Origin of the sequence: Porphyromonas sp. COT-239 OH1446, assembly GCF_000768875.1 — a bacterium.
In the GTDB taxonomy this organism is placed as follows: domain Bacteria; phylum Bacteroidota; class Bacteroidia; order Bacteroidales; family Porphyromonadaceae; genus Porphyromonas.
The window spans coordinates 188,843-209,221 of the sequence record NZ_JRAO01000015.1 but is presented as its reverse complement, the minus strand read 5'-3'; the positions used below and the strand labels follow the sequence as shown (position 1 = coordinate 209,221).

Here is a 20,379-nt window from a genome sequence, read left to right as displayed (position 1 = left end):
GGGATAACTTCATCAAGGAGCTGGAACGCTTTCATAAGCTCTATGGCTATATTCAAGGTGATACCTATATAGCGTACGAGTCTGAGTTTATGAGCTTCAGCTATGACAACTCTAGCAAAGAATTTCGCTTCTCATGGCAGCTAGAGCGTTTGCAATACCGAAGGACTAAGGTATCCTATATCCCTGCAGAGAGAAATATGGTTGCGGCGATCCCTAATTGGTTTGATGTCAAGCTGGCTGATGACAACATCCGGAGCTTCATGAGCGACTGGGAGACAGCCCGAAGGGCAACTACAGACAAGCTTGATGTCCTCAATCTTGGGGTCTCATACCACTACGATAACTCCTCTAGACGAGACAATGTCTTGGTCGATCAGACCTCCAATGCTCTTGACCTTGATCTGACGAATACCTCGAGTGGGTTGCAGTCTCTCATCCCGCTCTTTGTCCATCTAAACTACCTCAAGAATATTCACAAGCATCAGGAGGTACGGAGTGTCATACAGAGTTTGGAGGAAAAAGATTTCTTAGAGGAATGGGGTGCAGAGCGTGTTGTTGAATATATCAATCAACTATTGAAGAGCTACTCCCACCATCTTGATCTTGATGAGCAAATCAAGGAGGAACTGCAGAAGGAGATTGCAGAGGAGATAAACAAGCAAGTTATAAGCATTAGGGAGAATTATCAAAATTATCATCACTGTGATATATTCCTAGAAGAGCCTGAGTCCAATCTCTTCCCCCCTACACAGAGCGTATTGGTGCACTGGTTGAGGACAATGACCGAGGGAGAGCATGCGAGCAACCTCTTTGTTGCCACCCATAGTCCGTATATCTTGACAGCTTTTTTGGAGGAGAAAGACGATCGAGACCTGGCGGTGTTTTTAGTTAAAGCCGATGGGGTAGGGTCTGAGGTTATTACCGCCTCCGAAACAGAACTAGGGGATATTTATGACTGTGGCATAGATGCGTTCTTCAATATCGAATTCTTTTCATCAAGTCATCAAGCCGGCGATGAGTAAAGATATTATCCCCGAATGTTATATCGATACTGCCCTCGTCGAGAGCCTGTTGTCCCTCTGTGGGGCTCTGCGCGGAGGTGTCAATCATCAGAAAGGGTGCAATACGGTCGCCAAGACCATGAAGGAGAAGTTTGGCGAGAGTTTCGCCCTGGGGGTCATTGACGAGGATAAGCGTCAGCCTAAGTATTGTGAGAATTTTGGGGAGATCTGTAGATCTGAACATCTGAGCATTAAGAAGCACAAGGATAGACCCCACTTCTTAGTCGTTGTGCGTCCAGCAATGGATCGGTTCATCTTCGATTGTGTCGATGACCTCAACAACTCTGCCAGTAATCATCAGATTAATCTCTCCGATTACGACTTGCCCTCTTCTTTTGAGGAGTTTAAGTCTGAGTGTAAGAGGGTTGCCTCTAAGCAAGATCCTCGATTTAGGAGGCTGTTCTCAGCTCTTCGTACTCATGAGGAGATGAAAAGACTGCAAGATTTACTCTGCTATCTAGTCCAAAACAGTTACCAAGCTGATCTCGATCATATTCGGAGACTCTTTTAGCCCGTAGCTATCTCTCCATTGAGGGCTTATCCCTTTGCTAACGGATGCCGTGATGCGTGCGCTCTTCATGGGGAGAGCCTCTGTCTCCCCCTTTCACCTTGATCTTACCCTGCCCACCTAAGTCAAATTTAGGCCTCTCGTTTGTTCTCCTTTGGGACAATAGTCTCGAATTATCTCTATCTTTGGGATTGCTTAGTCGTGGGAGTACATCCTAGCAGAGCAACGTTTCTACATCTGAGAGCCCTCCCCAAGGCTGAGCTTGGTCGCCGAGACTGAGTGCAGGATCGGCCTATACACCTATTCGTCGGGATTACTCTTAATCGTTAGAAATGAATAAACTGCTTCACGCCCTTGCCGCCCTCGCCCTATCGACGGGCTTGGCCTTGGCCCAACAAGGCCCTCTCAAGTGGCAACTCAGAGATCAGTCTACAGACAAGCCGATCACTCAGGCAGAGGTGTCGGTCTTTGGTTATCATGGTTCAAAGGTTGTTCGCCTGCGTACGACGGTCGATGCCTTGGGTCAGTATATGCTGAGCCTTCCCCAGGAAGGTCGCTATACCATCACCATCATGGCCCCAGGCTACGAACCGATGCAATACATTTGGCAGGCCTCGCAGAAGGGGCAGAGCCGAGAGAGCATCTTGCGCCTCGTGCCCCTCGGCCAGAGCTCAGATCTCTCGCTCGAGGGACTGACCCTCGTGGATGATCTCTCGGAGGAGGGGTCGACCGATATTGGGGGGCTATTGACCGCCTCACGAGACCCCTTCAACAGTGCTGCCAGCTATACCTTCAGCTCCGCTCGCTTCCGCATCAGAGGCTATGACAACCAATACTCGGAGCAGATGCTCAACGGAGTCCCCATGAACGACCTCAACAATGGTTACTCCGTCTGGAGCCTATGGGGCGGGCTCAACGACGTTGTGCGCAACCAAATGACCTCCGAGACGATGGAGCCCACGAGTTCGGGTTTTGGAGGAGTGGGGGGGAGCAACAACGTCCTCACCCGTGCCTCAGCCTACGGAGCGCAGCGTCGCCTCACTTACTCCAACAGCAACCGTACCTATACCAATAGAGCGATGATGACCCTAACGACGGGGCAGCTACAGAGTGGTTGGTCGCTAGCCCTCTCGCTCGGCCGCCGCTGGGGTGATGGACTGCATTCCTATGTCCGTGGCCAGCATTATGACGCCTATAGCTACTTCGTCTCTGTCGAGAAGCGACTCAATGCCCGCCACAGCCTAGGCCTTGTGGCCTTTGCTGCTCCCACACGCCGAGGCGTAGCCAGTGCCTCCACGCAGGAGGCTTACGACCTCGTTGGGTCGAACTTCTACAACCCCAATATGGGTCGTCAGGGGGGCAAGTGGCGCAATGCTCGTGAACGCAGCAACCACGAGCCGATCCTACAGCTCTCGCACTACTTCTCCACTCCTGACAAGAGGCTGAGTGTGAATACAACCCTCAGCTATCGCTTCGGCTTCAACTCTTACTCGTCGCTCAACTGGTACAATGCTCCCGACCCTCGCCCTGACTACTACCGCTATATGCCGAGCTACTTCACCCGAATGGCTGGCCCCAACGGACAAGACCCCGAGACGGCAGGCATCTATGAGGAGCTGTGGCGCAGCGATCCCAATACCCGCTACATCGACTGGGACAAGCTCTATAGGATCAACCGCTCTAACGTGCGTGATACCTACGACGCCTCGGGCAAGCTCATTGCCTCTGGGCGCAAGGCTCTCTACATGATTGAGAACCGACATACGGATCAGAGAGAACTTGCACTGGCCTCCTCGGCCAGCTGGACGATCTCTCCTAGCCTGAGCCTCGAGGCTGGGCTCAATCTGCGTCGCAATAATACGGACAACTATGCTGAGGTTGGAGATCTCTTGGGTGCGGATTATTTACATGATATAGATAAGTTCGCCGAGAGAGACTTCGGTGGAGATCCCTCCAAGGTACAGATCGACCTTGATCATCCTGATCGTATCGTCCGCAAGGGGGATCGCTTCGGCTATAGCTATCGTTCGCTGACAGATCGTTATCAGCTCTGGCTCAATACTCGCTATACCCATCGCTCCTTCGACGCCTATGCTGCTCTCTCTTTGACACAGACCTCTATGCAGCGCATTGGAGACTATCGTCGAGGGCTATTCCCCAACAACTCCAAGGGGGAGTCGGATCGCTTAGGCTTCCTAGACCTTGGAGCTAAGCTCGGGCTGACCTACAAGCTCAGCGGTAGGCATTACCTCGTTCTCAACGGGGCTTACCTCGAGCAGGCCCCTCACTTTATCAACGTCTTCGTCTCTCCTCGAACCCGAAATAGCTACATCACCCGACCTCAGCGTGAGCGCATGCTCTCGGCCGATATGAGCTATGTGGTACGTCTGCCCTGGCTGCGTGGTCGTCTAACAGCTTTCTATACTCGTATTGCTGACAAGGCTAGGACGATGAACTTCTACGACGATACCCAGGCCTCCTTCTCTAACTACGCTCTCTCGGGCATTGCCACTCGCCACCTGGGGCTAGAGGCTGGCTTCGAGGCTAAGCTCTCGCCAACCCTATCGGCTACGGCAGCCCTTGCCCTTGGACAATACCAGTATGACAGCAATCCCGAGTACATTCAGACGATAGACAATTCGCACCGCACAGTCGACCAAGATGTCGTTTATTGGAAGGGGCTTAACGTCTCAGGCACTCCACAGACAGCTGCTACCCTCGGGCTGACCTATCGTGCCCCTTGGTACGGCACCTTCGGGGTCAATGCCAATTACTTCGGTCGTAGCTATATCTCCATGGCCCCTACAACCCGTACCGATCGTGGGCGGGCGGAGCTAGATGCTCGCTACATCATGCCAGAGAGGCTTCGGGATGGCTTCACTGTAGATCTTTATGCCGGCTACTCCTGGCGCATCAAGAGAGATGTCTTCCTGCGCTTCAACCTCTCGGTCAATAACGTGCTCAACAACAAGAGCCTTGTGAGCAGTGGATTCGAGCAGCTGCGTGTGCGCACCATCCGAGGCGAGGATGGGCAGAGTAAACTCTATGCTCCCTTCGACTCGAAGTACTCGTATGTGTATGGGACAACTTTCTTCTTCAATACTTCCCTTCAATTCTAAGTTCTAGACGAATATGAAAGCATTATCCTATATCTTTTTGGCTTTGAGCCTGGTCTTCGTGAGCTCTTGTAAGTATAATCGCCCCGAAGAACCTAAGGATACAGGCGATAGCCCATCAGTACAGCTGACCTCAACGCATACTGTAGCAGCCCTCAAGAACCTCTATAGGGGGGGGGCAACGACTATCGAGGAAGAGGTCGTCGTCGAGGCTATTATGGTCTCGGACGATACCGAGGGTAACCTCTACAAGTCGTGCTACATTGCAGACCAAACAGGAGGGATTGAGCTCAAGCTCTCAATGGGCAATCTCAGTGCCCTCTACCCCCAGGGCTCTCGCATCTGGCTGCGCGCCCAAGGCATGACCCTCGGCCGATATGGCGAGCAGATCAACCTCGGCTATCGCTCCCTAGAGCCTCGCTACGAGACGGCCTATTATCCTGAGAAGCTCGTCCCCATGGCCCTCATCAAGGCTGGCCGAGGCGAGCTGTCGATCAAGGATCGCAAGATCAAGACCCTCTCGAAGGCTGATGCGGGTACGCTGGTGCGCCTCGAGGGGGTGCAGTTCGCTTCCTCCGAGCTAGGCTCTACCTATGCCTCTCCGGAGAACAAGGTGGCGCAGCCCAACGTCAATCGTAACCTCGTCGATGCCTCAGGCAATCGTTTAGTAGTGCGTACGAGCAGCTACGCTAAGTTCGCAGGCAAGACCCTCCCCCAAGGTTCGGGGAGCATCACGGCTCTCTTAACTTACTTCCGGGATACGCCCCAGCTGCTCCTGCTGCGTGAAGCAGATGTGGCGTTCAATAACCCTCGCTTCTAAGTATCCAATGCTTATTATTCTAAAAATCAAATAGCAATGACCTCTTCATCCATGCTCCGAAGCCTCAAGCTTCTATCCCTCGGCCTCCTCTCAGGCGGGCTAGGGTTGGGCCTCTTGTCCTCGTGCAAAGACAACGACGACGACTACCAAGAGCCCAAGGTGATCATCACCCCAACACTAGAGAACAATCAGATCAACATCCCTGCCGAGGGCGGTGAGCAGAAGCTCTCCATCGACACGAACCGTGAGTGGAGCGTGAGCAATACTGCCCCCTGGATCTCTGTCAGCCCCTCGAGAGGCTCTGAGGGTAGGCACACCATCACGGTCAAGGTGCTCCCCAACCTCGGGGCTAATCGTACGGCTCAGATCACGCTGGTGGCCAAGATTAAGCGGTTCACCTTCACCGTTGTTCAGGCGGGTAAGGGTGGCGATATCGTGTTCGAGGGAATGCCTCTAGCAGACTTCATCAAAAAGTATGATAAGGGTAGCGATGTAACGCTCACCGAGGACGAGACCTTCCAGGCCGTTGTGATCAGCGACTATGAGCAGAGCAACAGCACCAGCCGTAAGAATATCACTGTGCAGGCAGGCAAGGTCGGCATCGCTGTGCGTTTGGCCTCTGACGGCACTTTCAAGCGAGGGACTCTATTGACCTTCAAGACTAAGGGGACGAAGGTGTCTCGCTATATGGGTGGCGTGCTACAGATCGACTACACAGGCGTGGCAGGGGCTGCCGAGGCGGTCAAGGCCTCGGGCGACCAGGTAGAGGTCAAGCCTACGGATCTGACTCTCGCTGATATCTATACCGGTAAGCACGAGAGCATCCTTGTCTCCGTCCAGGGGGTACAGTTCAAGAACCCTCAGGGTAAGCTCAATGATCGTGCCAGCGGGACGAAGTACTCAGCTCTGACAGACTGTGCGACGACGCCCCCAGCCTCTGTGGGCGATCTGAGCGTGGCTGTCTCGGCCTATGCTAAGTTTAAGGGTGAGGAGATGTCCAAGCTCAATGGTACTATCACAGGTATCTTGACTCACTCGAAGAGCGGGGAGCGCAAGAACCTCAACCTTTGGCCTCGTGATCTGAGCGATATTGCCTTCACGGGCCAGGCCTGTACCCCTAGCCCCGGTCCCAATCCCGATCCTGATCCAACGCCTGCCACTGGCAAATTGGCAGACCTCTTGACCAAGCTCGGCGAGGTCGATGCTACGGGCAAGGTGATCAATGAGGAGTTTGCTTTCGAGGCCGTACTGCTCAACAATATCGAGGCCAACAACCTCGTTAGCCTCAAGAACATCACCGTGCAGGACGGCGACAAGGGGGTTAGCCTACGCCTGAAGAGTAACGTGAGCAATAAGCTCAAGGCTGGTGATGTGCTCAAGGTCAGCGTCAAGGGGGCTAAGGCTCTGCGCTACCAGGGCGGTGGCCTTCAGATCGATTTCTCTGCCCTCGACGATGCGGACACTCGTGTCAGCGCAACGGGCAAGACCAAGGCCGTCGAGCCTATCGACGCCAAGCTCTCGGACATCTATGCCGGTAAGTACGAGAACGTGCTGGTGAAGGTCAGCGGTGTGCAGATCAAGGAGGCCAAGGGCAAGCTCAATGAGCGTACCAAGGGCACCATGTACCACACGCTCACAGACTGTGCGACCGCAACCCTGGAGGGTGTGCAGCCACTCTCGCTGCCCATCTCCTTCCACAGCACTTACAAGGGCGAGGCTACGCCCACGGGCAATGGTAGCATCACGGGGATCTTGCTGCTCTCTGTCTTCCAAAACAAGAAGCAGTTCGCCCTTTGGAGCCGCACCTTCGGCGATCTCGACCTCAAGGGCAGTCGCTGCCAGGAGGGTCCCGTCTCCCCAGACCCTCAGCCCGAGCCTCAACCCTCGGAGGATCACCCCATCATCTCGGCCTATGTCGAGGGTAAGGGAACTGAGAAATACCTACAGATCTACAACCCTACGGCCAAGGAGATCGACCTCTCGGCCTATAGCCTCGTGCTGGAGAACTTCTCGGGCGAGAACACCCTCGTGCCTGGGGACAAGTCCCTCAAGCTCACGGGCAAGCTCGCCGCAGGGGCAACTCAGCTCTATGCTCACAAGTCTGCCAACCTCTATACCGCTGAGGGTGTGGTCAAGGACGATGTTGTGTTGAACTTCAACGGTAATGACAATGTGGCACTCTACTACGGCAAGACTCTCGTAGACTTCATCGGGGCTGCGGCCAATGCCTCGGGAGAGCCTCAGCCCTGGCTGACAGCTGACAAGAAGCCTGCCGGGATGGACATCGTCCTCAAGCGCAAGAAGAGCGTCAAGAAGCCCAGTAAGAGCTTCGACGAGGCTGCCCAGTGGCAGCGTACGCTGTATGTGGACTATATCAAGACGGATGCAGGGCTGAGCTTCCTCGGCAAAGCTCCTGAGGTAGAATAGTCCTGCCCCAAGAGCCGTTGAGATATGAAGCATTTGTTTAGTCGTCTACTGGTCAGCCTCCTGGCCCTGGCTCTGCTGGCGAGCTGCGATCCTAAGTCCAAGCCCGACATCCCCGGGCCTGATGGGCCGCTTGTCGTGCAGTTCCTGGGCTCGGAGGCCGACAAGAAGGTCTCGCCTGCTGGTGGAGATGCCTTTTTCGTTCGGGTGAGTGCCTCTAGTCCCTGGCGGATGAAGATCGCTCCCGAGGGGGCTGCCGCATGGGTCAAGGCCGATCGCATCGAGGGAGGCATAGGAGCAGAGCAGAGCATTGCCATTGTGCTTGAGCGCAATGAGGGTGGGCTGCGTACTGCGGAGCTGCACTTCGCCTCGGGTTCGGAGACCAAGGTGCTCAAGATCGAGCAGACCAGTGGAAAGCATATCCAGGGCGATGCCGCCCGCATCGAAGTCCCCAAGCTCAATGAGGCTGATGGGAACTACTTTGTCTCCCACTACAGTGAGGGTGTGGTAAACTTCTCTCTCGAGTACGACGTCCAGCGTCGGCATCCTCGCTGGGTTGCCCTGACCTTCGACCCCATTACGTCGGCCCGTAACTACCCCAAGCGCACTGACGCTTGGGCTTGGGATCCGAAAGTGCCCGAGGAGTACGCTACAGGCTTTGATAATAAGGATCATTGGTTCAGAGGTACGGGCTTCAGCCGAGGTCATATGGTCGCCTCGAGTGATCGTTACTACAGTCGTGAGGCCAACGAGCAGACCTTCTACTACACCAACATGAGCCCTCAGCGACAGGATCATAATGCAGGGGTATGGTCTCGGCTCGAGCAGAAGGTGCAAGACTGGGGTCGAGACGGGGCATTTCGAGAGGTTCTCTATGTGGCCAAGGGGGGGACGATCCGTGATGACCAGGTCGAGCCCAAGAGAATCCGAGGCAAGATGGTAGTGCCCAAGCACTACTGGATGGCTCTCCTGCTCAAGCGAGGGGATCTCTACAAGGCGATTGCTTTCTGGACAGATCACAAGAAGTATCCCGCACTACTGGAGCTCTCCTCGCTGGCGATCTCGATCGACGAGCTGGAGCAGCGCACGGGTCTAGACCTCTTCCACAACCTCGAGGATAGGCTTGAGGAGCGTGTCGAGGCTGAAGCTCCAGAGGCTAGCTTTTGGCCTGGTCTGTAGTTGTCTTGGTAAACTCCTGCGATTTGGGGAGGGCTCATAGCGAGCCCTCCCCAAATTGTCTCTAGAGACCAAGTCTTTGTCGTCCGAAGGGGAGGATCTTCGAGGGCGGCTAGGCCGCTGCCCGAGCTCGGCTGCGCTGGCTAAGGCGATCGACGATGAGTGCGATCGCTCCGTCGCCCGTTACGTTGCAGGCTGTGCCGAAGCTATCCATGGCGATGTAGAGGGCGATCATGAGGGCCTGCGCCCCCTCGTCGAAGCCGAGCATCGACTGTAGGATGCCGAGGCAGGCCATGATAGCCCCTCCGGGGACGCCTGGGGCGGCTACCATCGTTACCCCGAGCATACAGATGAAGCCGATGTACTGCATGCCGTCGATCGGCATTCCCAGCATCATCATCAGAGCCAGCGAGCAGCAGACTATCTTGAGCGTACTGCCCGAGAGGTGTATGGTAGCGCAGAGGGGGATGACGAAGCTAGCGACCTCGTCCGAGACCCCATTGCGTCGGGTCTGCTCGAGCGAGACGGGGATCGTAGCTGCCGAGGACTGCGTCCCCAGGGCGGTGAAGTAGGCGGGCAGCATGGTCGAGAGCAGGCGTAGGGGGTTGCGCCCAGTGATCAGTCCTGCGATGGTGAACTGAAAGAGCAAGAGCCCGATATGCAGGACGAAGATCACCCCAATGATCTTGACAAAGACTTCGAGGATGCTGTACACCTGCCCCAGCGAGGTCATGCAGGCGAAGATCCCGAAGATATAGATCGGCAGCAGGGGAATGATGACCGAGGCGATCAGGCGTGTGATGATCTCCTTGAAGTCTCGGGCTACGCTCTTGAGGGCCACGCTCTCGAGAGAGGCGAGGCCGAGCCCCAGGACGAAGGCGGTAACGAGAGCTGTCATCACCCCCATCAGTGGAGGGATGGAGATGCTAAAGTAGGGCTCTACGACCGTGCTGACCTCCATCTGCTGTAGTGGGGTGCTGCTGTCGATGAGGCTCGGGAAGGTAAGCATCCCTGTGCCGAAAGCGATCAGACCCGAGAGCAGCGTCGCCCCATAGGCAATCGAGACGGTCATCAGGAGCATCCGCCCTGCGCTACGGCCGATGTCGGCAATGGCCACGGTTACTAAGGCCAGGATGATCAGGGGGATGGAGAAGCTCAAGAGCTCACTGAAGAGGGCGTTAATTGTCGAGAAGAGGCGGACTAGGCCCAGGGGAAGCCATCCTCCGAGGGTTACCCCCATCACGATGGCGATGAGGATGCGGGGCAGGAGGCCGATACGGATTGGTTTCATACGTACGATGCGTGTCAGGATAAGTGAATAGGTTAGAGGTCGAGGCCTCGGAGCAAAATTAATCAATTTCGCCTCTAGCTGTATCGCTCTGCCTCAATGATTGTTTCCTCTGAAATGCAGAGAGATGAGAGGGAATTTAATTACCTTTGCGATGTTTCATCAATACTTATCGCTTATGAACAAGAAACTGTCTCTAATCGCTTTGCTCGCAGCTGGCCTCTTCACCGCCTGCCAGCAGCCCTCTGCCCCCACTGGCTATACGATTAGTGGGACGATCCCTCAGGTTGATTCGCTCAAGGGCGTTGAGGGACTGTACGTTTACCTCTATGCCAACAATGTCCCAGGCCCTATCGACAGTGCTTTGGTGAAGGACTTCACCTTTAAGTTCGCCGAGCGTCCCGTGGTGGATAGCCTGCCCGAGGGGGTACTGATGGTACGTGTGAGGCCTAGAGGCCATCGCACCCCAGTAATTCTCGAGCCAGGTCAGATCTCTGTCGATATGGCTGAGCTCTCGGCCAAGGGGACTCCGCTCAATGATGCCCTCTCGGCACACTCAGCCAAGGTCAAGGCTTACCAGACCAAGGCCGAGGAGGAGGTAGCTCCTCTCTCTGCACTTTTGCAAGATCCTGCTGCCCCTGCCAAGGAGAAGAAGGCTGCCGAGCAGAAGTACCAGGAGGTAGTCGATCGCTACGAGCAGCAGATGAACCTCTACAACAAAGAGCTGCTCGCTGCCCACCCCAATGACATCCTCGGTGTGCGTGCCCTCTCGGCCCTGCTGCGCTCGGTTTCGAATGCTACCGAGGCTGCCGAGCTGACCGCTATGGCTGGTGAGAAGGTACTCAACAATGCCAAGATCGAGCGCATCCTCAAGGTGCTCAAGGCTCGTGAGGCTACCGAGGCCGGGAAGATGTTCGTGGACTTCGCAGACGACCACAAGGCAGACCTCAAGCTCAGCAAGTATGTGGGTCAGGGCCACTACACGCTCGTGGACTTCTGGGCTAGCTGGTGCGGCCCTTGCCGTGGCGAAGCTCCTAACCTCAAGAAGGTTTATGCCAAGTACAAGAAGCGTGGCCTCGAGATCGTGGGCGTAGCCGTCTGGGACAAGATGGAGGATCACCTCAAGGCCGTCGCCGACGACCATATCTCTTGGCCTCAGATCTTCTCAGAGAAGCAGGCTACTGAGCTCTATGGCATCGACGGCATCCCTCAGATCATCCTCTTTGCGCCCGATGGTACCGTGGTGGCTCGTGATCTGCGTGGTGATGCCATCAGCAAGAAGCTCGATGAGCTCATGAAGCAGCACAAGGGCTCGCTCCGGGTCAAGGGCAAGCGTTAGCCAACCCTGGGGCTTATCCCCCAATGCTCTACAACGCCAAGGGGCTACAGTGCATCGTGCACTGTAGCCCCTTGGCATTTGGCTTAGCCTCAGAGGGGTCAGAATCTAAAGCTATAGACTGCCTGCAAGAGGAGGGGGAGCGTATTGCGCCCTGCGCTGCTATCCCAGTAAGCCTCGCCGCTCGTGTGCCTGTACTGTGCCCAGAGGAAGCCCAGGCCTAGTGAGGCCCGCAGATAGGATCGCTCGCCCAGGGGGAGCACCCAGCCAAAGGTGGGGGCAAACCCGAAGTTGAGGTAGGCATTGGTGTAGAGATACTCATCGGAGTACCTGACGCCCACGGGGTCTAGCTGGGGAAGACGGCCGAAGAGATGCAGACCGAAATAAGCCCCTCTCTGATAGTAGCGAGACTCGGGGCGGGAAGAGAGGGTGTACATCGGCTCGATCGAGAGGGTGGGGCTCAGCCCCTCCCTCAGCACAGTGGGGTCGTCCAGCTCTAGGCCTAGACGAGCACTGAAGGCCCAGTGCCTGCTGAGCTTGGAGGTGTAGCTGAGGGCATTGACCGTCCCGAGCTCAACACCCAGGGATCGCTGTGCCTGAGCCTCGGCGATGAAGAGGAGGCTCAGGAGGAGGAATACTAGTTTTTTGTTCATCATAAAATAATGTAGTGGGTTAGCCCCTCTCGCATCCTGGAGGCCGATGGGGCTGAGGAAAAATCGGCGGCGAAGATATGAATAATTCCCCCCCCAAAAAAAAATCACAGCCCTACTGCTCCTACTTACGCCTCTCTTGCGATCCTATTGATACCTCTGTGGAGCTCCTATCTGAGTCCTCTGCTACGCTCCTACTTAGACCTCGATGGAGCTCCTACTTGGGTCTCTATTGCGATCCTATTTGGGTCTCTGTTGCGATCCTGGTGACCTCCATACTGGGCTTAGCGCGAGGGCTTTAGCACGCTCCTGATCACTTGTACAGCCTCTCTCCCCAGGCTTAGAGTTCGAGCCCTCAAGCTCTAGCGGAGCATAGATCTATTTATAAACTCAATCATGCTTTCAGGTTTTATATTGTTTTAATACCCTACCTTTGGAGGACTGTTTAGGCAATCTCTAGATGCCAATACCTGTTAAAGTGTAATGATAATCCCTCATGATCTTTAATAACCTCATAAATACATCCAAGACAATGAAACGACTGACACTCCTCGTCCTCTGCCTCCTCTCGGGGCTGTGGACGAACCTCTCGGCTCAGGATCACCCCCGCTGGACGATCGGCCTCTCTGCCCAGTCTGGCACGCTTATTGAGAACAATTTTCGGCCAAAGGCTGCTGCCCTCACTCCCTCCGTACGCTATCACTTCGGCTCGAGGTGGAGCGTGGGCGGTGCGTTACTCCTCCCCTGGGCGACGGCGAAGAGTGATCGGGCCGTGTGCTACACTACGGGTCTAGAGCTCTCCCTACAGAGGGCGTTTGAGGTGAAGAGGGACCTTCACCTGACGCTCTCGGCCGTCGGCCTTTGGGGGATTACTGGCCCTTACGAGGTGGTTTCTAATACTGTCGTTGCGTCCCTCTCCCCTCTAGATCCCAATTATGGCAAGCTTCGAATAGACTACCAGTCTTCTCGCTGGCTCGTCGGCCTAAGGCCTGGGCTGAGCTATCGCTTCGCCCGAGGCTGGTCGGCAGAGGTGAGCTATGGCCTCCTGGGCTATCGCTCGAATAAGGTGTTGGACGAGACCCATACCTCCGATGGCGAGAGCCGTGAGGGGGCTTGGGGCTTCAATACCGAGGTGGGCTGGGGTAATGGCTTGAGGGTCGGCGTGAGTTACTCCTTCTAACCCCTTGTGTCTAGTGCCTCTCTTGCTATAGTTCTTATTCTAATCTCATAAATACGTCCAAGACAATGAAACGACTGACACTCCTCGTCCTCTGCCTCCTCTCGGGGCTGTGGACGAACCTCTCGGCCCAGGATCACCCTCGCTGGACGATCGGCCTCTCTGCCCAGTATGGCACGCTTGCCCGTGAGAGCGATCGGACTATGGGCGCAGCCCTCATCCCCTCCGTACGCTACCACTTTGGCTCGAGTTGGAGCGTGGGCGGTGCACTACATCTCCCTCTAGCCTCGGCACGGGGCGACTGGGCCGTGTGCCATACTACGGGCCTCGAGCTATCCCTCTCGAGGGGCTTCGAGCTCTTGCCTCAGCTCAGACTGACGCTCTCAGCCGTCGGCCTTTGGGGGATTACAGGCCCTTACAAGGTGGTGTCCAATACGGTTGATGCTGCCCTGCCTCCTGGTGATCCTGGTTATGGTAAGCTTAGGGTCGATTATCAGTCGTCTCGCTGGCTCGTCGGCCTAAGACCTGGGCTGAGCTATCGCTTCGCCCGAGGCTGGTCGGTAGAGCTGGGCTATGGCCTCCTGGGCTATCGCTCGAATAAGATGCTGGACGAAACCTATACCTTCGATGGCAAGAGTCGTGAGGGGGCTTGGGGCTTCAATACCGAGGCGGGCTGGGGCAATGGCCTGAGGGTCGGCCTGAGCTACTCCTTCTAACTGCCCCTCATCCGAGGGCACGTTCGGGGGCTTATGCGCTGCTACAGCAGCGCATAAGCCCCCTATATCGATCTGCACCAATAGCCTTGAGACTCTCCTAGAGGAGGGGCGAGGTATTTACGAATAATTCTGCGGAGGTAGGTGTTTATTTGGTTAATGTGCTATCTTTGTTAAGCGGTTTTTGAATAGACCTCCCTCGAGAGGGCTGTCGTCTATTATCCTATCACACTCTATCGTGATCTAATATGAACAAACGACTACTCAGCATCGCCTGCGCACTCCTACTCCCTTGTGCGCTCAGTGCACAGGATGCTGCCAGGGGGAGGGCTCTCTCGCTCAGCCTTGGGGCAGAGACCAGAGGGATCACCCTATCGTATGAGCAGAGGTTGTTGAGCTTCTCTGCTGAGGATCATCTGAGCCTCAGAGGCTTCTTGGGCTATGGGTTCAGCTCCAGCAAGCAGACGGGCTCGGGGTTCGTCCATTGGAGGCTGTCTACCTATCTCCCCTCCGACGACGAGGGGAATAGGGATCGAGCCCTCTACGACTTCGGTGACCTCCAGGAGTACTCCCTGGGGGTGGAGGCGAATTACCTCCACGGCAAGGGGAGGCACTTCCTCGAGCTTGGCGGCGGCATCGCTCTCGACTACTTCTCCGTAGGGGTGAACTTCCACTCCTCCCGCAAGACCCTGGGCGAGACCCCCACGCCCGCTGAGCTCTTGGCCAGCCCTGGGAGCAAGCTTGCCAATCACTACTATGGGCGCATTGGCTATCGCTTCGTCTCTAGAGGCGGGATCACCCTGGGGGCAGGGCTGTCGGTACATAGGCTCGAGGGCCTCTTCACCCACTTCTACGCCGCTGGTCGGAAGACTACTCCCTATCTCTCGATTGGTTACTCCTTCTGATCTACATACACCGGGACACCCCGACCTATAGATCTCGTTTTTACAGCAAAATATGATGAACAATGAAGAGAAAGCAGTATGACCCGCATCCGATAGCCTCCCTCATGAGCGTGAGGTGTGTTTTGCTCCTAGTCTGCGCCCTCATCAGTGGAGCGCTGAATGCACAGGGGCGTTACGATCGCAGGGGGATATGGGGCGAGGTAGGCTTCGAGCCTGGCTCTGTAACGAATACCGCACTCTACAAAGGGCTACATCATGGCGAAGACACTTTCGCCTCCCTTTATGCCACCGTTGGGCTACACCTTCCTAGGCTGGATGGACTACAGGTGGGGGTCGGCGTCTACAGGATGGCCTACAGCAATCCCGAGTCCCTCGGCCTTCATGGCTGGCATCTGGAGCTCAAGTATAGGCCGCTCTCTAGCCTGCGAGGGCTTCAGCTCTCGACGAGACTCTCGACGCTGACCGACTCGTTCGGGAGGAATTCGTCCAATGAGACCTTCTACCCTAAGTTCCTCGGTTCGCTTGCCGTTGGCTGGGAGCTCCCCCACCTCTTGGGTCGTGTAGGGATCGCTCCGTCTCTGGGGTACTCCTATACCTCCTTCGGCTATAGGTATCCTGTAGGTCATGCGGATAGCTCTGTCTATGAGCGGAGCTCCTCGAGCCAGGGGGCATTCTTCCTGCGGATAGCGATTTTATTCAACTGATCCAGTTGGTTCAGAGGCTCAGGATGGGTGTGGGCTACTCCTTCTAACTGCCCCTCATCCGAGGGCACGTTCGGGGGCATTCGCCCCCTCCCTCGCCTAGCCCTCGCCCCAAGGGCCAGCCTTCCCTCCCCCTCTCCCACGCTCTATATCTCTGTTCCCTACGAATATGTTCGGAGAAGCCTTGGATCTTGATTTTTTTTGTTACTTTGACGTCGTGTTACAACATCTATCGCAGCTCGTCGAAAAACGAACTCAACCCGAAGAACAAGAACCCTATGAGACCCATTCTACTCAGCCTCATCCTCTGTTTCTGTGCTACCCCTCTCGTGGCACAGACCGCCCCCGAGGAGGGCAAGCAGCATCGCCTAGAGGGCCGGCTCATCGACGCCCAGGGCGCACCCGTAGAGTATGCAACCCTTACCCTCATGCGCCAGGTCGAGGGAGAGCCGAAGCTACAGACCCACGCCATCAGCTCTGCCGAGGGGACTTGGAGCCTCACAGCTCCCCGAGGGCATTACATCCTCGTGGTTACCTCCCTGGGCTACAAGGGACACGAGCAGGAGATCACCCTGCCCCATAGTGGTCCAAGGCTACAGATCACCATGCAGGAGCGGCTCGAGGAGCTGCAGACCCTCCTCGTGCAGGGCCGTCCGGTGCAGGTGAAGAATTTGCCGACGGGTTTCATCGTAGATGTTACCGAGATGAGGAAGACTCGCAACAATGCCCTCGACCTCTTGGGTGGCCTTCCCCACATCATCGTGCAGGGGGATGACCTCAAGGTGGTGGGCAAGGGCAATATCGTCCTGCGCATCGGCAACGTCCTACAGAGGGTCGAGGCGAGGGAGCTGCCCGACCTGCTCAAGGGCTACGATGCCCGACTGGTCAAGTCCGTCGAGGTCTCGCTCAACCCGCCCCTACGCTACAATGCGGATGGCAATACGGCCATGATCACGCTGCACATGATCTCAGCCTTCTCGGAGTACTTCGGCGGGGTCGTCGGTGCAGAGGCCATGCCCAGTAGCGAGCCGAAGAGCTTCCGTGATGCACTCTATAGCACAACCCTCTTCAACCGAGGGCTTTGGGGTGCATCCCTCGGTCTCTCGGGCAATCAGTCGGGCAGCAAGCATCGCGAGCGATCTAGGTATCTCTACCCCCAGCAGGAGCGTGAAGTCCTCGCCCCCAGTACAGGGACGAGGGGCTTCGCCCAGGCTCGCCTCACCCTGCAGAGGGAGCTGGGCCAGAGGGGCAATGTAGGCCTCTTCGCCAAGTACAACTACATCGACAATCGGTCGGACTTCGATCGCTCGGAGCTCTACTACACCCTGCCTACGAGGCAGCTGGATCTCAAGCTCCTCTCTCAGGAGCACAATCGGGATCTACAGCACAAGCTCAACGCCACCCTCTACTCCGAGCTCAAGTTTAGCCCTCGGGGCTCTCAGCTCTGGCTCGACCTCTCGGGCTATAGCTACTGGAGCGATCGGGATGGCGAGCGTAGTCTCGAGGAGCTGCGCCCAGCCCTAGAGCCCAAGGCCCTGCCTGGCTACAGAGATCGGGATGCCATCTCTACCGCAGGGCTCTCCAGCAGCCTCGACCTCTACCTGCCCCTGAGGGCAGATAGGGCCTGGATCCTTGAGCTGGGGCAGAAGTCCGCCTGGAGTCAAACCAACAACCGACGCAACTACATTAGCGGCTCGATGCCCGAGCAGGGGGCGCACTTTGTCTATACCGAGGCCTGGGTAATGCCCTATGCAAGCCTCACCTGGCGTCCTAAGGGGGGGCGGATGTGGGCTCGGGCCGGCCTTCAGCTGCCACTTACCTGGCGAGAGACCGCCCTTGGGGGGCAGAGCTCTCAGCAGACGACCGACCTACACCTCTTGCCCTCGCTGCACTGGGACTATAGCCTCTCGGAGCGGCACAGGGTCTTCGCTACGCTCAATTCAGGGCTCTCGAGGCCTCAGTTCGCCGCCCTCAACCCCTTCGTTTGGATGATCTCGCCCAACCTGCACTATGTGGGTAACCCTGATCTTGGGCTGGCAACGAACTATGCCCTCAAGGCAGGCTACTCGTACCGCAGCATGCTGACCTTGGGCGTCCTGCTGGAGGAGAAGAGGTCAGAGGTCCTCTCCGTACCTCAGATGCAGGGCGATGTGATCGTCTCTCGCAAAGAGAATGCGCAGAGCAAGACCTTCCTCGGTCTCACTGGCTCGCTGTACTGGGACAGAAGCCGCTCCGTCAGCCTCTCGCTCAATGGTCGCTATGGCTACGTTCGCTCCTGGGGCATCATCCCAGCTCTGCCCTTCGAGGCTAAGGGGGAGGACTGGAATGTGAATGCCTCCTCGACCCTCATCCTCAACAAAGCTCGCACCCTGACCGCCTACCTCTGGGCAGGCTACAACGGACGTCAGTACAGCTCCAACTCCACCGTCGAGCCTCAGCCCTACATGGGTGGAGGCCTGCGCTGGAGCTTGATGCAGCGACGCCTCAACCTCTCGCTACAGGCCCTGAACCTCTGGACGACGAACTACAAAGGCGTCTCTCGCATGCGAGGAGCTGAGATCCACTTCAACAATCGCTACGAATACCCCACGCTCTATATCTCTGTCTCCTACAAGTTTGGCAAGGTCGAGGACAAGTCGCCCCGCAAGAGCCTCAGCAGCGACTCCAGCGAGGATCGCTTCTAGCGAGACCTTTGCCGGGTCTCTCTTGCCTAGAGGATGAGTTTTTGTCCCCCGAGAGGCGTCGATCGAGTGGCTAATTGTGTATATTTGTCTTTCGGTTAGGTTTACAAACCCCTTATACATTACAGCAATGAAGACAGATATTGAGATCGCACGTGAGGTCGTCCTCCAGCCGATCACCCAGGTCGCTGAGCGTCTAGGCCTCAGCCACGAGCAGCTCGAGCCCTACGGGCACCACATCGCCAAGGTATCGCTCTCTGCCCTAGAGGGTCGAGAGCCCCAAGGCAAGCTCATCCTCGTTACCGCTATCACGCCGACGAAGTCAGGCCTCGGCAAGACCACCGTCTCGATCGGCCTAGCCCTCGGGCTCAATCGAATAGGCAAGAGGGCTGTCGTGGCCCTGCGCGAGCCCTCCCTCGGCCCTTGCTTCGGCATGAAGGGTGGGGCGGCTGGCGGAGGCTATGCCCAGGTGCTGCCCATGGAGCGCATCAACCTGCACTTCACGGGCGACTTCCACGCTATCACCTCGGCGCACAACATGATCACCGCTCTCCTGGACAACTATATCTACCAGCATAGGGCCGATGCCTCGAAGGGACTCTCCGAGGTGCTCTGGAAGCGTGTGCTGGACGTTAATGATCGCTCGCTGCGCAGCATCGTAACAGGCCTCGGAGGCTCGGCCAATGGGCTGCCTGCCGAGAGTGGCTTCGACATCACCCCTGCCTCCGAGATCATGGCCATCCTCTGCCTCTCCCGAGATCGTGAGGATCTGCGCCGTCGCCTGGAGAATATCCTCCTGGGTTACACGCACTCGGGTGCACCCTTCTACGTGCGAGACCTGGGCGTGGCAGGGGCTATTGCCGTCCTCCTACAGGAGGCGATCAGCCCCAACCTCGTTCAGACGACCGAGCATACCCCCGCCTTCATCCACGGAGGCCCCTTCGCCAATATCGCCCACGGCTGCAACTCGATCCTGGCCACACGCATGGCCCTCACCTATGGCGACTATGCCGTTACCGAGGCGGGCTTCGGGGCTGACCTCGGGGCAGAGAAGTTCTACAACATCAAGTGCCGTGCCGCAGGCTTCTCGCCCGCCCTTACCGTCGTGGTGGCGACGCTCGGCGGGCTCAAGATGCACGGCGGCGTGCCCGAGACAGAGCTCAAAGCCCCCAACCTCGAGGGAGTCTCTCGAGGACTGGCTAACCTGGATCGACACCTCGACAACATTGCCCACTTCGGGCAGAGTGCTGTCGTGGCCTTCAACCGCTTCGCCACCGATACCGAGGAGGAGATCGAGCTCGTGCGCTCGCACTGTGCTGCTCGGGGCGTGGGCTTTGCTGTCAATACAGCCTTTGCCGAGGGGGGCGCAGGGGCTGAGGCCCTAGCCCGCCTCGTGGTCGAGACTATCGAGCGTCGTCCGTCGCAGCCCCTACGGTTCACCTATCCGCTCGAGGCGAGCATTCAGGACAAGGCCGAGGCCGTCGCCCGCAAGATCTACGGAGCTCGCCAGGTGAGCTTTAGTGCCAAGGCTCAGAGGCAGCTGCGCCGCATTGCCGAGCATGGCTGGGGCGACTTCCCGATCTGCATCGCCAAGACGCAGTATTCCTTCTCCTCAGATGCCAAGGCCTACGGCAGCGTCAAGGACTTCGACCTCGAGGTCGCAGATATTGTGATCAACTGTGGGGCGGAGATGATCGTCCTGGTGATGGGCTCTATCATGCGTATGCCAGGGCTTCCCAAGTCTCCCCAAGCAGAGCGAATTGACCTGGTCGATGGCTTCATCGAGGGGCTGAGCTAGCCCTCCCCTCTCCCGTGGGGCTAGA

15 protein-coding genes are annotated in these 20,379 nt (G+C 56.8%); 13 read left to right on the top strand and 2 right to left on the bottom strand.

What is annotated here, in order from left to right; translation table 11 throughout:
• Positions 1-197: 197 nt before the first annotated feature.
• The 6 genes from HQ37_RS04185 (at position 198) to HQ37_RS04160 (ending at position 9,108) form a co-directional block, all read left to right on the top strand.
• Positions 198-1,022, top strand: a complete 825-nt coding sequence (locus tag HQ37_RS04185) for an ATP-binding protein (RefSeq protein ID WP_160215066.1) — start codon at positions 198-200, stop codon at positions 1,020-1,022.
• A complete protein-coding gene (locus HQ37_RS04180; protein WP_036880847.1) occupies positions 1,015-1,572 on the top strand; it encodes a hypothetical protein in 558 nt (185 codons plus the stop codon). The genes HQ37_RS04185 and HQ37_RS04180 overlap by 8 nt, the downstream gene beginning before the upstream one ends.
• Before the next feature lie 329 nt (positions 1,573-1,901).
• On the top strand, positions 1,902-4,688 hold the full coding sequence (locus tag HQ37_RS04175; RefSeq protein WP_036880845.1) for a carboxypeptidase regulatory-like domain-containing protein: 2,787 nt from the start codon (positions 1,902-1,904) through the stop codon (positions 4,686-4,688).
• 13 nt (positions 4,689-4,701) lie between these two features.
• Positions 4,702-5,505 (top strand): DUF5689 domain-containing protein, encoded by an 804-nt coding sequence (locus HQ37_RS04170; RefSeq protein ID WP_036880843.1) that lies wholly within the window; start codon positions 4,702-4,704, stop codon positions 5,503-5,505.
• Positions 5,506-5,541: 36 nt separating this feature from the next.
• Positions 5,542-7,932 carry a DUF5689 domain-containing protein gene (locus HQ37_RS08065; RefSeq protein WP_081951757.1) on the top strand — a complete coding sequence of 797 codons (2,391 nt, stop codon included), beginning with the start codon at positions 5,542-5,544 and terminating at the stop codon, positions 7,930-7,932.
• A 24-nt stretch (positions 7,933-7,956) separates the two neighbouring features.
• The gene (locus HQ37_RS04160) at positions 7,957-9,108 is read left to right on the top strand and encodes a DNA/RNA non-specific endonuclease (RefSeq protein ID WP_036880841.1); all 1,152 of its coding nucleotides are present in this window, start codon (positions 7,957-7,959) and stop codon (positions 9,106-9,108) included.
• A gap of 109 nt (positions 9,109-9,217) precedes the next feature.
• Here HQ37_RS04160 and HQ37_RS04155 read toward each other — a convergent pair whose 3' ends face one another.
• Positions 9,218-10,396: a dicarboxylate/amino acid:cation symporter gene (locus HQ37_RS04155; RefSeq protein WP_036880928.1), complete on the bottom strand. Its 1,179-nt coding sequence runs from the start codon at positions 10,394-10,396 to the stop codon at positions 9,218-9,220.
• A 175-nt stretch (positions 10,397-10,571) separates the two neighbouring features.
• Between HQ37_RS04155 and HQ37_RS04150 the strand changes: the two genes are divergently transcribed.
• Positions 10,572-11,732: a TlpA disulfide reductase family protein gene (locus tag HQ37_RS04150; RefSeq protein ID WP_160215065.1), complete on the top strand. Its 1,161-nt coding sequence runs from the start codon at positions 10,572-10,574 to the stop codon at positions 11,730-11,732.
• A gap of 98 nt (positions 11,733-11,830) precedes the next feature.
• On the opposite strand, the gene HQ37_RS04145 is transcribed toward HQ37_RS04150, so the two are convergent.
• Complete coding sequence (locus tag HQ37_RS04145; protein WP_036880839.1) at positions 11,831-12,385, bottom strand: DUF3575 domain-containing protein; 555 nt, start codon at positions 12,383-12,385, stop codon at positions 11,831-11,833.
• A gap of 526 nt (positions 12,386-12,911) precedes the next feature.
• Here HQ37_RS04145 and HQ37_RS04140 point away from each other — a divergent pair.
• The 6 genes from HQ37_RS04140 to HQ37_RS04115 all read left to right on the top strand — a co-directional run bounded on the left by HQ37_RS04140 (position 12,912) and on the right by HQ37_RS04115 (position 20,354).
• Positions 12,912-13,559 carry an outer membrane beta-barrel protein gene (locus HQ37_RS04140; RefSeq protein WP_036880838.1) on the top strand — a complete coding sequence of 216 codons (648 nt, stop codon included), beginning with the start codon at positions 12,912-12,914 and terminating at the stop codon, positions 13,557-13,559.
• A gap of 65 nt (positions 13,560-13,624) precedes the next feature.
• Positions 13,625-14,272: an outer membrane beta-barrel protein gene (locus HQ37_RS04135; protein ID WP_036880836.1), complete on the top strand. Its 648-nt coding sequence runs from the start codon at positions 13,625-13,627 to the stop codon at positions 14,270-14,272.
• A gap of 245 nt (positions 14,273-14,517) precedes the next feature.
• Positions 14,518-15,174, top strand: a complete 657-nt coding sequence (locus HQ37_RS04130; protein ID WP_036880834.1) for a hypothetical protein — start codon at positions 14,518-14,520, stop codon at positions 15,172-15,174.
• 62 nt (positions 15,175-15,236) lie between these two features.
• Positions 15,237-15,878: a hypothetical protein gene (locus HQ37_RS04125; protein WP_152566783.1), complete on the top strand. Its 642-nt coding sequence runs from the start codon at positions 15,237-15,239 to the stop codon at positions 15,876-15,878.
• Between the two features lie 275 nt (positions 15,879-16,153).
• Positions 16,154-18,559: an outer membrane beta-barrel family protein gene (locus tag HQ37_RS04120; RefSeq protein ID WP_036880823.1), complete on the top strand. Its 2,406-nt coding sequence runs from the start codon at positions 16,154-16,156 to the stop codon at positions 18,557-18,559.
• A 127-nt stretch (positions 18,560-18,686) separates the two neighbouring features.
• Entirely contained in the window at positions 18,687-20,354 is a 1,668-nt protein-coding gene (locus HQ37_RS04115) for a formate--tetrahydrofolate ligase (protein WP_036880821.1), read from the top strand.
• The last annotated feature ends 25 nt before the right edge of the window (positions 20,355-20,379 follow it).